Below are 12,059 nucleotides of genomic sequence, written 5' to 3'. Positions count from 1 at the left end.
GTCACCGGCGCCGTCATCAGCAAGATCCCCACCCGGGTCGGCGCCACCAACGACGGCAGCACGAGCACGCCCAGCAACCTTGGCAAGATCAATGCCTGGGTCGATGACGACAAGCTGAACGTAGCCTCGCGCGTCTACGGCGGCGACATGCTGGGCAATGTCTGGCGCTTTGACTTCGACGACAACCTGACACCGTCGGGCGTGGAAGCCGCGTTGCTGGCCCAGACGGGCAGCAACCAGCCCATCACCACCAAGCCTGTGCTGACCGAGATCATCGAGGGCAACTACAAGTACTCGGTGGTCACGGTGGCGACTGGCCGCTACCTGGGCACCACCGACGTGGGTGACTCCGCGCTGCAGTCCATCTACACCTTCAAGGACGATCTGTCGGCCACGGGGCTGAGCAGCCTGCGCAGCAATGCTGGCATGACCAAGCAGACGATGAAGGCCGACCGCAGCGGCCTGGATAACGGCGCGACCATCAACTGGGCGTCCCAGAAGGGGTGGTATGTGGACCTGAGCCTCACGTCCGGCGAGCGGGTCAATGTCGATTTCGACCAGCAGCTCAACCAACTCATTGTGGCCAGCAACATTCCGCACCCGACGGTCTGCTCGCCCGGCGGCTCGTCCTGGCTCTATTACCTGGACATCGGTTCCGGCAAGCCGTTGCTGGCCTATTCCAGCCCGGCAATCACGGTGGGCATCACACCCATCGTGACCTCGACGGGCAAGCTGGTGACGCTGGTGACGGATGACAAAGGCGTCGTGACGCCCCGGGACGGTGACAGCCTCACCAACCCGGGAGCCGCGGCCCTGCGGCGCACTTCGTGGCGCGAACTGATGAACTGAATGTGCCTCGCCCCGGCAGCCGCGCGCGCGTGCTGTCGTGGTGTCTGGCCGGGGCGGTGGTGGCGCATCTCGCGCTGCTCGTCCTGGGGACCGGTGCCATGCGCGAATGGCAGCGCGACCGCCTGCCGACCCGGCCCGTGAGCACGCCGGCGGCGTTGAAGGTTAGGCACCTCGCGGCGGCCGTTGCGGTCGGACCGCAGGGCGTGGCCGCGGAGCAGGCTATGCCTGTCCAGGGGGCCGCATCCGGCCCCACCCGGGACGCGGAGCCCGTCACCCAGCCGCAGAGTCCGGCCGCGCCAGTGGTCGAGCCGGCCATCTACGTGCCCCGCGCGCTGCTCAGCGTGGCACCCGCAGCGCGGGCGCCGGTGCTGCTGCAATGGCCGCCCAACTGGCCGCTCAGGCAATCCTACACGGCGGTTCTGAAGCTCTACGTGGACGAGCAGGGGCGGGTCGAGCGCGTCGAGCCGGATGGCGACGAGATGTTGCCCGGACCGCTGCTCGAATCGGCCCGACAGGCCTTCCTCGCAGCCGATTTCACCGCGGGGCAACTGAATGGCCAGGCCGTCAAGTCCTGGATGCGTGTCGAAGTAAGTTTCGAGGCCAGTTCCCTGCCTGTGCCATCCAGATGACTGGCCAGACGGGGGGGCTTGGTGTTTCCCCCTATGATGCGGCCTTTTGGTCGAGGGGCTTGGCCCTATTCCACACAGGCTCATGGCCCCACCGATGGATTCCACGACATCGAGGCAGCATCCGCTGATCGAACTGCGCAACGTCAGCTGCGGCTACGGGGATCGCGTCATCTTGAACGGCGTGAACCTGAAGCTGGAGCGGGGGAAGGTATTGGCGCTGATCGGCACCTCGGGTGGCGGCAAGACGACCGTGCTGCGGCTGCTCGGCCGCCAACTGCGCCCGATCTCGGGACAGGTGCTGTTCGATGGCCAGGACCTGGCGCCGCTGAACCTGCAGGAGCTTTATGCCGTGCGGCGTCGCATGGGTATGTTGTTCCAGTTCGGCGCGCTCTTCACCGATCTCAGCGTGTTCGAGAACGTCGCCTTCCCGCTGCGTGAGCACACCGACTTGCCCGAAGCCATGATTCGCGACCTGGTCCTCATGAAGCTCAATGCCGTCGGTCTGCGCGGTGCGCGTGATCTGCTGCCCAGCGAAGTTTCGGGCGGCATGGCCCGCCGCGTTGCGCTGGCCCGCGCCATCGCGCTGGACCCGGACCTGGTGCTGTACGACGAGCCCTTCGCCGGCCTGGATCCCATCTCCCTGGGCGTCGCCGCGCGGCTCATCCGCGACCTGAACGATGCGCTGGGCCTGACCAGCGTCATCGTCTCCCACGACCTGCACGAGACCTTCGGGATCGCCGACGAGGTGGCCATGATCGCCAATGGCCGTGTCGTGGCCCAGGGCACGCCGGACGAGCTGCGCCACAGCGACGACCCTCTGGTGCGGCAGTTCGTCGGTGCGGAGGCCGATGGGCCGGTGCGTTTCCATCAGCCGGCGCGGCCGGTGGCCGAAGATTTCGGGGTGGCGCCATGATGGCCCTGGCCCAGCGGGTGGGCGCGGGCGTGCGCGCCATGCTGGTCGACGTCGGCGCGGCCACGCGGCTGTTCTTCACGCTGCTTGCGCGTTCGCCCCAGGCCTTGGGCCGCTTCGTGCTGGTGCGCGAGCAGATCTTCTATCTGGGCAACCGCTCGCTGTCCATCATTGGCGTATCGGGCCTTTTCGTCGGCTTCGTGCTGGCCCTGCAGGGCTACTACACGCTGCAGCGCTATGGCTCGGCCGAGGCGGTCGGCATGCTGGTGGCGCTCAGCCTGGTGCGCGAGCTCGGGCCGGTCGTCACGGCGCTGCTCTTCGCCGGCCGGGCCGGCACTTCGCTGACCGCGGAGATCGGCCTGATGAAGGCCGGCGAGCAGCTCACCGCCATGGAGATGATGGCGGTGGACCCGGTGCAGCGCGTGCTGGCGCCCCGTTTCTGGGGGGGCTTCATCGCGATGCCCTTGCTGGCTGCGGTCTTTTCAGCCGTGGGCATCATCGGCGGCTGGCTGGTCGCGGTGCCGCTGATCGGTATCGACGCTGGCGCGTTCTGGTCGCAGATGCAGGGTGGCGTGGAAGTCTGGGCCGATGTCGGCAACGGCGTCATCAAGAGCCTGGTCTTCGGCGTGACGGTCACTTTCGTGGCGCTGTTGCAGGGCTACACCTGCCGGCCCACGCCCGAGGGCGTGTCGGCTGCGACGACGCGCACCGTCGTGCTGTCGTCCCTGGCCGTGCTGGCGCTGGACTTCATGCTGACGGCCACGATGTTTTCGATTTGATTTGGAGCCAGGAGAACGAAGGATGCAATCCTCTCGACATGACGCGTGGGTGGGACTGTTCGTGCTGATCGGTGGCGCGGCCCTGCTGTTCCTCGCGCTCAAGGCGGGCAATCTGCTGAGCCTGAATTTCGACGAGACCTATCAGGTGTCGGCGCGTTTCGACAACATCGGCGGCCTGAAGGCGCGTGCCGCGGTCAAGAGCGCCGGGGTCGTCATCGGCCGGGTGGAGTCCATCACCTTCGATGACAAGACCTTCCAGGCCAAGGTCGTCATCAATCTGCATAAGGACACGCTCTTCCCCAAGGACAGCTCGGCCAAGATCCTGACGGCCGGCCTGCTCGGCGAGCAGTACATCGGCCTGGAGCCTGGTGCCGACGAGAAGAACCTTGTCGCTGGCGACGTCATCCGCCAGACCCAGAGCGCTGTCGTGCTGGAGAACCTGATCGGTCAGTTCATCAACAGCAAGGCCTCCGACATGGGCAGCGCCGCGCCGGCAGGAGGCAAGCCGTGAGCGGCATGCTCAGGGCGCTCGCCCTGACGGTGCTCATGCTCGGGTTGGCGGGCTGCCAGACCATGAAGGGCGTCGGCACGCGCATCGAGCGTGCCGTCGACAAGGCCATGGGTTCCAAGGGCCAGAGGATGGACCCCTGGGAGTCCTGGAACCGCAAGGTGTTCGCCTTCAACGAGAAGTTGGACGAGAACGTTCTCAAGCCGGTTGCGACGGCCTATTCCGAGATCGTGCCTTCGCCCGTGCGCACCGGTATCGACAACTTCTTCGGCAACATCGGCGACGCATGGTCGGCGGTGAACCTGATGCTGCAGGGCCGCTTCAAGGCCGGCGTCGAACAGGGCATGCGCTTTGCCGTCAACTCCACCTTCGGCTTGGCAGGCCTGCTGGACGTCGCCACCGAAGCCGGCCTGGACAAGAACAGCCAGGACTTCGGCAAGACGCTGGGCAAATGGGGCATGGGCACCGGCGCCTACATCGTCTGGCCGCTGTTCGGGCCTTCGTCGGTGCGGGATTCGCTGGCGCTGCCGGTGGACTGGCAGGCGTCGCCGGCCGTCCTCTTCGACGATGGCCGCAAGAAGGTCGCCGTCACGTCGCTGAACCTGGTCAACACCCGCGCCAACTTCTTGCGCGCCGGCGAGATGCTGGAAGGCATCGCGCTGGATAAATACACCTTTTACCGCGATGCCTATCTTCAACGGCGCGGAAGCTTCGATGATGACGAGGAAGTCGAGGTGCTGGTGCCTGGTGCCGCCGCCTCTTCGCCGGAGGCGGCCGCGTCGGAGCCAGCCTCGGCTGTGAAAAAGCCCGCCGAACCCGCTTCCGCGGCGACGCGGTGAACCGATTGCCGGGGCGGCGCGTTAAGTGCCGGCCCCTGTTCAGAGAAAGTGACACCATGACCCTGCTGACTTCCCTGCGCCGCCGTGTGTTCACCGTGGCCTCCCTCGCGACGCTGAGCCTGGGCCTGGTGCATGCCGCCTACGCGGCCGACGCCAGCGCGCCCGACCAGCTGATCCGCCAGCTCTCGCTGGAGACCATCGAGGCCGTCAAGGCCGACAAGGACATCCAGGCCGGCAACATCAACAAGATCATTGCCCTGGTGGATGCCAAGGTGATGCCGCATATCAACTTCCAGCGCATGACGGCGTCGGCGGTGGGCCGCTTCTGGCGCCAGGCCACGCCTGACCAGCAGGGCCGGCTGCAGGCCGAGTTCAAGACCTTGCTGGTCCGCACCTATGCCGGCGCGCTGACCCAGGTGAAGGACCAGTCCATTGGGCTGAAGCCGCTGCGTGCCCAGCCGAGCGACACCGAGGTCGTCGTGCGCACCGAGATCCGTGGCAAGGGCGATCCCATCCAGCTCGACTACCGCCTGGAGAAGGCGGGCGCCGAGTGGAAGATCTACGACGTCAACGTGCTCGGCATCTGGCTGGCGGACCAGTACCGCAACAGCTTTGCCCAGGAGATCGGCGCCAATGGCATCGACGGCCTGATCAAGAGCCTTGCCGACAAGAACGCCAAGGCGGCCAGCGCCCCGGCGGCCAAGGGCTGATCTTGAGCGGCCTGAAGCTGCCAGCGCGGTTGCGCATGGACGGCGCCCGCGCCGCGTGGGCGCAGATGTCGCCGGCCCTCCGCGCGGAGGCTGCCCAGGTGCTGGCGGCGGCCGGCCGCGAAGTGCGGCTGTCAGCGGCGGAACTGACGGACTTCGATTCCTCGGCGCTCAGCCTGCTGCTGTCGGCCGCGCGCCAATGCAGCGAGCAGGGGGCCACGCTCAAGCTTAGCGACACCCCCGAGAAGCTGCGCGAACTGGCCCGCGTTTACGGCGTGGCTGAGCTGCTCTGGCCGCCTGCGGCGGCGGTCTGAGCCCTCAGCCTGCGTAGCGTTTGGCGCGCAGGTTCTTCTTGATCTCCTGCAGCACGGGCCGCAGATGCTGGCCCAGGCGCAGCGCGACACCTGTCGTCAGGATGTCCACCGCGATCAGGTGCAGCAGCCGCGACACCATGGGGCTGTAGCGGTCGAAGTCCTCGGGATGGTCCACCGCCAGCAGGATCTGGCTGGGGCCCAGCGCCAGCTGCGCCAGCGGCGATGCGCTGGCCGTGATGATGATGATGGTCGCGCCCTTCTTGCGTGCGATTTCCGCCGCGTCCAGCAAGTCGCGGCTGCGGCCCGAGTTGCTGATGATGACGGCGCAGTCACCGGGCTGCAGCATGGTGGCGCTCATCAACTGCACATGGCCGTCGCTGGTTGCCACCGTGTTCACGCCAAGGCGGAAGAACTTGTGCTGCGCGTCCTGCGCCACGATGCCGGAATTGCCGACGCCGTAGAACTCGATACGCCGCCCATGGCGGGCCGAGTCGGCCAGCGCATCGATGGCGCGCTCGAAGGCGTGGCTGGCCGCGTCGTTGCGGTAGTGCAGCAGCGCGGCGACGGCGTTGTCCACCACCTTCACGATGATGTCGGCCGGTTTGTCGTCTTCGTCCACGGCGCGGTGCACGAAGGGCACGCCTTCGTTGACGCTGCCGGCCAGCTTGAGCTTGAAATCAGCCAGACCGTCATAGCCGACGCTGCGGCAGAAGCGCACCACCGTAGGCTTGGATACGTGTGAGCGGTCCGCCAACTCACTGACCGGCAGGCTGGCGAAGCTGCGTGCATCGGCCAGCAGCAGCTTGGCGACGCGCTGTTCGGCAGGTGGCAGCGCCGGCAAGGCCGCCTTGACGCGTTCGAGGATGCTCATGCCAACTCCGCTTCCAACGAGGGGGCATGGCCATGCCCGGGACGACCCTGTGCGGCGGCCCTCATTGCTCCTCCGCCCACGAGAAGCCATCGCGAGCCACCAGCGCGCTCGCGGCGGCTGGCCCCCAGGAGCCGGCGGCGTAGGGCCGCGGGCCGTTGCCATCGGCCTCCCAGGCATCCAGGATGGGTTCAACCCAGCGCCAGGCCTGCTCCTGTTCGTCGCTGCGCACGAAGAGGTTGAGGCGGCCTGCAATGGCGTCCAGCAGCAGGCGCTCGTAGGCGCCCACGCGCTGTGTCGAAAACGCCTTGTCGAAGTCCAGGTCCAGCGACACCGGCGTCAGCTGCTCGCCAGCGCCGGCGCCCTTCTGGGCCAGCAGCTGCAGCTCCAGGCCGTCCTCGGGCTGAAGCTTGATGACGAGGCGATTCGGCAGGCTGGCGCCCGGAAAAATCTGGTGCGGCACAGGGCGGAAGTTGACGACGATCTGCGCGTCACGCGCCGTCAGACGCTTGCCGGTGCGCAGGTAGAAGGGCACGCCCGCCCAGCGCCAGTTCTCCACTTCGGTGCGCAGGGCGACAAAGGTCTCGCAAAGGCTGTCCGGCGGCACCTTGACCTCTTGCAGATAGCCCGGCACCGACTGGCCGCCGCACATGCCGGCGCGGTACTGACCGCGCACCACATCGCGCCCCACCGATTCCCTCGTGAAGGGCTTGAGCGCACGCAGCACCTTGAGCTTCTCGTCACGGATCGCGTCGGCATCGTTGCTGGCGGGTGGCTCCATCGCGATCATGGTCAGCAGCTGCAACGCGTGGTTCTGGATCATGTCGCGCAGCGCGCCAGTGCCGTCGTAGAAGGCGCCACGGGTGCCGACGCCCAACTGCTCCGCCAGCGTGATCTGGATGTTGGCGATGCTCTCGCGCCGCCACAGCGGCTCGAAGAGGGCGTTGCCGAAGCGCAGCGCCATCAGGTTCTGCACCGACGGCTTGCCGAGGTAGTGGTCAATGCGGAAGGCCTGGCGTTCGGCGAACACCGAGCGCACTGTCCGATTGATCTCCTGCGCGCTGGCGAGGTCGTGGCCGAGTGGTTTCTCCAGCACAACGCGGACCTTGTCGTGGTTCAGACCCACGGCGCCGAGCTGCTGGCAGATGCCGGTGAACAGGTGCGGGCTGGTCGCGAGGTAGAGCACAACCGTGTCGGCGTTGCGGGCGTCCAGCCAGTCCTTGAGACCCTGGTAGTGCTCGGGCTGGGACAGGTCCATGCGGCGGTAGTGGATCAGCCCGGCGAAGCGCTCGAACTCCTCGTCACTCGGGCGCTTGCCCGCCTCGACCTCACGGAAGCGTTCCTTGAGCCATTCGCGGTAGCGCTCGTCCGTCTGCTCGTCGCGCGCGACGGCGAGAATGCGACCGCCCTCGGGCAGTTTGCCGTGCCGGAAGGCCTGGAACAGCGCGGGCATCAGCTTGCGCCACGTCAGGTCGCCAGTACCGCCAAAGAACACGAGATCGAAAGACATCTGCGGGGTCTCCAGGCCAGCGGCGTCGCCGTCATCACGACACGCGCGCTAACCGTTGTGTAACTAAGTTTCGTGAAATACTATGCAGCAGTTTCTTCGCCGGGTCAATCCGGAGCGCATGCCATGAACCAGCTCGACCAGCTCAAAGCCTTCACCACTGTCGTTGCCGATACCGGCAACTTCCTGCAGCTCGCCCAGTTCGCGCCGCGCGACGCGACGACCAATCCTTCGCTGATCCTGAAGGCCGTGCAGTCACCCGACTATGCGCCGCTGCTGAAGGAGACGGTGAATGCCCATCGTGGCAAACCCCTGGACGAGATCGTCGACCACGTGCTGGTGCGCTTCGGCTTGGAGATCCTCAAGGTGGTGCCGGGCCGCGTGTCGACGGAGGTGGACGCTCGCCTGTCCTTTGACAAGGCCGCCAGCCTGGCGCGTGCGCGCCGCCTCATCGCGCTGTATGAAGCCGCGGGCATCAAGCGCGAGCGCGTGCTGATCAAGCTGGCCTCCACCTGGGAGGGCATCCAGGCCGCGGCCGAGCTGGAGCGCGAAGGCATCCACTGCAACCTGACGCTGCTGTTCGCCTTCGCCCAGGCCGTGGCATGCGGCGAGGCCAAGGTCCAGTTGATCTCGCCCTTCGTCGGCCGCATCTACGACTGGTACAAGAAGTCGGCCGGCGCGAGCTGGGACGAGGCGGCACAGGCCGGCGTCAATGATCCCGGCGTGAAGTCGGTGACGCAGATCTACGCCTACTACAAGCAGCACGGCATCCAGACCGAGGTCATGGGCGCCAGCTTCCGCAACATCGGCCAGATCCAGGCGCTGGCCGGCTGCGATCTGCTGACCATCAGCCCCGACCTGCTGGCCCAGCTTCAGGCCAGCGATGCCAAGCTGGACCGCGTGCTCGACCCGGCCAAGGCGCCCGCCATGCCGGCCGTCCATCTCGACGAGGCCGCCTTCCGCTTTGCCCTGAACGAGGATGCGATGGCGACCGAGAAGCTGGCTGAGGGCATCCGCCTGTTCGCCGTCGACGCGGGCAAGCTCGACAAGCTCATTCAAGCGGCCTGACCATGGCGAAGCGCTGCGACCTGTCCCCCGTCTGGGCCGAACTGCATGCCCACTACGCCGCCCAAGGTCGCGGCTTCGACATCCGCAAGGCCTTCGCCGCGGATGCGGACCGCTTCAGTGCGCTGTCGTTCGAGGCGCCCGAAGTGTTCGCCGACCTGTCCAAGAACCGCATCGACGCGCCCACGCTGGCTCTGCTGCTGAAGCTGGCAGATGACTGTGGCCTGGAGGCCAGGCGCGACGCGCTGCTGCGAGGCGACCCGGTCAACACCACCGAGGGCCGTGCGGTGCTGCACACGGCATTGCGCGCCCCGGCCGGCAGCGGCGCGCCCTTCAATGCCGAAGTGCTGGCGTCGCTGGATGCCATGCTGGCGTTTGCCGAGGGTGTGCGCCGTGGCGAGCGCGGGAGCATCACCGACGTCGTTCACATCGGCATCGGCGGCAGCGACCTCGGCCCTGCCATGGTCGTGCAGGCGCTGCAGGCCTATGGCCGGCGCGACCTGCGGCTGCATTTCGTCTCCAACGTCGACGGTCACGATCTGGCCCCCGTGCTGGCCGGCCTGGACGCTCGGCAGACGCTGTTCGTCGTCGCGTCCAAGACCTTCACGACGCAGGAAACCCTGGCCAATGCCCAGGCCGCCAAGGCCTGGTTTCTCGCGGCCGGCGGCACCGACGTCGCGCGCCACTTCGTGGCCACAAGCAGCAACACCGCGGCCGCCGCGGCCTTCGGCATCGACACGGCCTTCGGTTTCTGGGACTGGGTGGGTGGCCGCTACTCCCTGTGGTCGGTCATCGGCCTGCCCATCGCCATTGCTGTCGGTGCCGACAATTTCCGCGAACTGCTGGCCGGGGCGCATTCGATGGACCAGCACTTCGCTGCTGCACCGTTGGCGCAGAACCTGCCGGTGCTGCTGGGGCTCATCGACATCTGGTACCGCAACTTCCACGGCTTCACGAGCCGCAGCGTCGCGCCTTATCACCAGGGCCTGCGCCGACTGCCGGCCTACCTGCAGCAGCTGGAGATGGAGAGCAATGGCAAGGGCGTGGACCTGGACGGCCAGACGCTGGCGCTGGGCACGTCGCCGGTCGTCTGGGGCGAGGCCGGTACCAACGGCCAGCATGCCTACTTCCAGATGCTGCACCAGGGCACGGATGTCATCCCGGTCGAGTTCGTCGCCGTGAAGCACCCCCGACACGGCGTCCAAGGTGAACTGGCCGACAAGCTGGCCGACCAGCACCGCAAGCTGCTGGCCAATTGCCTGGCCCAGAGCCAGGCGCTGATGCAAGGCAAGACCGCTGCCGAGGCGCTGACCGAGAAGGCGCCCACAGCCTCCACCACACTGGACAGCGAGGTGCTGTCCCGCCATCGCAGCTTCCCCGGCAACCGCCCCAGCACGACGCTGGTGCTGGATGCGCTGACGCCGCGCTCGCTGGGCGCGCTGATCGCGCTCTACGAGCACCGCGTCTTTGTGACCGGTGCGTTGTGGGGCATCAACAGCTTCGACCAATGGGGCGTGGAGCTGGGCAAGGCCCTGTGCAACCAGTTGCTGCCGCGACTGGCAACGGGCGACACGTCGGGCCTGGATGGTTCGACGGCCGGCCTGCTGGCGCACCTGACCGCCGCATGAGGATCGTCTTCGACTTTGGTGGCGTCGTGTTCCGCTGGCACCCGGCCAGCTTCCTGGCGCGCGTCTGGCCTCATCGCGTCGAGACGCTGGAGCAGGGCGCCCAGCTGGCGGCGCAGTTCTTCCAGAACTACGGTGGCGACTGGGGCCAGTTCGACCAGGGCCTGATCGGTGCGGACGAGGTCGCACAGCGCATCTCGGCCCGCACCGGCTGGGCGCTGGACGAGGTGGAAGCCGTCGTACGCGCCGTGCCGGATGAGCTGACGGCTGTCCCGGCGATGGTCGCCCTCATCAGCGACCTGCGCGCGGCCGGGCACAGGTTGCACTTCCTGTCCAACATGCCCGAGCCCTACGCCGACCACCTGAGCGCGAACTACCCGCTCGGTGAATGGTTCGAATCGGGACTGTTCTCGGGCCGGGTCAAGCAGATCAAGCCGGGCGCCGAGATCTTCGCGATGGCGGAGCGGCATTTCGGCGCGCCGCCCTCGGAGCTGCTGTTCATCGATGACCACCCGGTCAATGTCGACGCCGCCTTGTCGCGCGACTGGCAGTCCTTCCTGTTCATCGATGCCGCCGGTGCGCGGCGCGAACTGGTGTCCAGGCGCTTGCTGGGCGCCTGATCAGTGCAGGGCCTGCTCGCCGGCAGGTCCGAATTCATCGGGGTCCTGCGGCGGCGTTGCCGGCACGCGGAAGCTCTCGCTGGCCCAGGCGCCCAGGTCGATCTGGCGGCAGCGCTCACTGCAGAAGGGGCGCCACTTGTTGGCCGGGGCGAAGACGCTGTCGCCGCTGCACTGCGGGCAGCGAACGATGCGCTCGCCTTGTGCGTTCTTCTTCATTGGCACAGCGCCAGCTCGAAACCGGCGTCCTCATGGGCCAGCTTGAGCCGGCCTTCGTCGTCCTGGCGCATCAGACGGATGGACACCATCAGCCGATGGCCGGAGATCTCCGGGATCAGGCCCAGGCTGGGGTCGATGCGCATGCGCAGCAACTGGTAGACGCGGCCAGCCGGCAGGCTCTGCTGGAACTGGCCGGCCGTGGCGGCAACCTTGTGGGGCGTGCCCGAGTCGCGCAGCAGACCCAGCAGCACTTGCAGGGCTTCGGCCAGCGGCATCAGCGTCTGGGTCCAGCCCACCAGGTCCTTGCGGCGGCGTGCCGGCAGCATTTGCTGCCAGTTGTAGTAGGCCGGCAGGTCGAACTCGCAGGTGCCACCGGGAATGCTGATGCGACTGCGGATGCTCATCAGCCAGTCGTTGCCGGTCAGCGCTGCGCCGGTCTTACCGGACACCGCGTTCAGCCTTTGGTAGGCGCCATCGATGCGGGCGACCACCTCATCGAGCGCGGCTTCAGCGATGGCCGGGTTGCCGCGGTAGCTGTTGAGCTGGGCCTTGTGGCGCTCCAGCTCCTTCAGCAGGTCGGACTTCAGATCCGCTCGCGAGGCCACATCCATGATCTCGAAGAT

The 12,059-nt window shown here is 67.2% G+C and carries 14 protein-coding genes and 1 pseudogene; 11 read left to right on the top strand and 4 right to left on the bottom strand.

Annotation, left to right across the window (positions count from 1 at the left end; translation table 11 throughout):
- From VGF12_RS09595 to VGF12_RS09560, 8 genes and pseudogenes are all read left to right on the top strand, one after another.
- Positions 1-849: pseudogene (locus tag VGF12_RS09595) on the top strand (pilus assembly protein PilY); the annotation flags it as partial.
- A gap of 2 nt (positions 850-851) precedes the next feature.
- Entirely contained in the window at positions 852-1,478 is a 627-nt protein-coding gene (locus tag VGF12_RS09590; RefSeq protein ID WP_331175807.1) for a hypothetical protein, read from the top strand.
- 82 nt (positions 1,479-1,560) lie between these two features.
- Positions 1,561-2,391, top strand: a complete 831-nt coding sequence (locus VGF12_RS09585) for an ABC transporter ATP-binding protein (RefSeq protein ID WP_331175806.1) — start codon at positions 1,561-1,563, stop codon at positions 2,389-2,391.
- Entirely contained in the window at positions 2,388-3,167 is a 780-nt protein-coding gene (mlaE, locus tag VGF12_RS09580) for a lipid asymmetry maintenance ABC transporter permease subunit MlaE (RefSeq protein ID WP_331175805.1), read from the top strand. The genes VGF12_RS09585 and mlaE overlap by 4 nt, the downstream gene beginning before the upstream one ends.
- A 22-nt stretch (positions 3,168-3,189) precedes the next feature.
- A complete protein-coding gene (gene mlaD, locus VGF12_RS09575) occupies positions 3,190-3,678 on the top strand; it encodes an outer membrane lipid asymmetry maintenance protein MlaD (RefSeq protein WP_331175804.1) in 489 nt (162 codons plus the stop codon).
- A 5-nt stretch (positions 3,679-3,683) separates the two neighbouring features.
- Positions 3,684-4,514: a VacJ family lipoprotein gene (locus VGF12_RS09570; RefSeq protein WP_331175809.1), complete on the top strand. Its 831-nt coding sequence runs from the start codon at positions 3,684-3,686 to the stop codon at positions 4,512-4,514.
- Positions 4,515-4,570: 56 nt separating this feature from the next.
- Positions 4,571-5,224 carry an ABC transporter substrate-binding protein gene (locus VGF12_RS09565; RefSeq protein ID WP_331175803.1) on the top strand — a complete coding sequence of 218 codons (654 nt, stop codon included), beginning with the start codon at positions 4,571-4,573 and terminating at the stop codon, positions 5,222-5,224.
- 2 nt (positions 5,225-5,226) lie between these two features.
- Complete coding sequence (locus tag VGF12_RS09560) at positions 5,227-5,535, top strand: STAS domain-containing protein (protein WP_331175802.1); 309 nt, start codon at positions 5,227-5,229, stop codon at positions 5,533-5,535.
- A 4-nt stretch (positions 5,536-5,539) separates the two neighbouring features.
- Here the strand turns inward: VGF12_RS09560 and VGF12_RS09555 are convergent, their stop codons facing one another.
- Together VGF12_RS09555 and zwf are read right to left on the bottom strand one after the other, a co-directional pair.
- Positions 5,540-6,400 carry a MurR/RpiR family transcriptional regulator gene (locus VGF12_RS09555; protein ID WP_331175808.1) on the bottom strand — a complete coding sequence of 287 codons (861 nt, stop codon included), beginning with the start codon at positions 6,398-6,400 and terminating at the stop codon, positions 5,540-5,542.
- 67 nt (positions 6,401-6,467) lie between these two features.
- Complete coding sequence (gene zwf, locus VGF12_RS09550) at positions 6,468-7,913, bottom strand: glucose-6-phosphate dehydrogenase (RefSeq protein ID WP_331175801.1); 1,446 nt, start codon at positions 7,911-7,913, stop codon at positions 6,468-6,470.
- A gap of 123 nt (positions 7,914-8,036) precedes the next feature.
- On the opposite strand from zwf, the gene tal reads away from it, so the two are divergent.
- Genes tal through VGF12_RS09535 form a run of 3 tightly spaced genes read left to right on the top strand, consistent with a single transcriptional unit; the run spans position 8,037 to position 11,220 of the window.
- Positions 8,037-8,978 (top strand): transaldolase, encoded by a 942-nt coding sequence (gene tal / locus VGF12_RS09545; RefSeq protein ID WP_331175800.1) that lies wholly within the window; start codon positions 8,037-8,039, stop codon positions 8,976-8,978.
- Between the two features lie 2 nt (positions 8,979-8,980).
- Positions 8,981-10,603, top strand: coding sequence for a glucose-6-phosphate isomerase (gene pgi / locus VGF12_RS09540; protein WP_331175799.1), 1,623 nt, complete (start codon positions 8,981-8,983; stop codon positions 10,601-10,603).
- Entirely contained in the window at positions 10,600-11,220 is a 621-nt protein-coding gene (locus VGF12_RS09535; RefSeq protein ID WP_331175798.1) for an HAD family phosphatase, read from the top strand. The genes pgi and VGF12_RS09535 overlap by 4 nt, the downstream gene beginning before the upstream one ends.
- Here VGF12_RS09535 and VGF12_RS09530 read toward each other — a convergent pair whose 3' ends face one another.
- Positions 11,221-11,436: a DNA gyrase inhibitor YacG gene (locus VGF12_RS09530; RefSeq protein WP_331175797.1), complete on the bottom strand. Its 216-nt coding sequence runs from the start codon at positions 11,434-11,436 to the stop codon at positions 11,221-11,223.
- A partial coding sequence (gene zapD, locus VGF12_RS09525) for a cell division protein ZapD (RefSeq protein WP_331175796.1) occupies positions 11,433-12,059 on the bottom strand: 627 nt, incomplete at its 5' end. The genes VGF12_RS09530 and zapD, both read right to left, overlap by 4 nt.

The sequence above is a fragment of the Roseateles sp. genome (genome assembly GCF_036404855.1).
Taxonomy (GTDB): Bacteria; Pseudomonadota; Gammaproteobacteria; order Burkholderiales; family Burkholderiaceae_C; genus Pelomonas.
Note: the sequence above shows the minus strand (reverse complement) of the source record. Positions and strands in the feature narration are given on the sequence as shown.

What these genes read in the sequence shown, in the direction of transcription:
- VGF12_RS09585 (WP_331175806.1), top strand. Translation starts at nt 1,561, where the DNA reads ATGGCCCCACCGATGGATTCCACGACATCGAGGCAGCATCCGCTGATC.
- mlaE (WP_331175805.1), top strand. Translation starts at nt 2,388, where the DNA reads ATGATGGCCCTGGCCCAGCGGGTGGGCGCGGGCGTGCGCGCCATGCTG.
- mlaD (WP_331175804.1), top strand. Translation starts at nt 3,190, where the DNA reads ATGCAATCCTCTCGACATGACGCGTGGGTGGGACTGTTCGTGCTGATC.
- VGF12_RS09570 (WP_331175809.1), top strand. Translation starts at nt 3,684, where the DNA reads ATGCTCAGGGCGCTCGCCCTGACGGTGCTCATGCTCGGGTTGGCGGGC.
- VGF12_RS09565 (WP_331175803.1), top strand. Translation starts at nt 4,571, where the DNA reads ATGACCCTGCTGACTTCCCTGCGCCGCCGTGTGTTCACCGTGGCCTCC.
- zwf (WP_331175801.1), bottom strand. Translation starts at nt 7,913, where the DNA reads ATGTCTTTCGATCTCGTGTTCTTTGGCGGTACTGGCGACCTGACGTGG.
- tal (WP_331175800.1), top strand. Translation starts at nt 8,037, where the DNA reads ATGAACCAGCTCGACCAGCTCAAAGCCTTCACCACTGTCGTTGCCGAT.
- pgi (WP_331175799.1), top strand. Translation starts at nt 8,981, where the DNA reads ATGGCGAAGCGCTGCGACCTGTCCCCCGTCTGGGCCGAACTGCATGCC.
- VGF12_RS09535 (WP_331175798.1), top strand. Translation starts at nt 10,600, where the DNA reads ATGAGGATCGTCTTCGACTTTGGTGGCGTCGTGTTCCGCTGGCACCCG.
- VGF12_RS09530 (WP_331175797.1), bottom strand. Translation starts at nt 11,436, where the DNA reads ATGAAGAAGAACGCACAAGGCGAGCGCATCGTTCGCTGCCCGCAGTGC.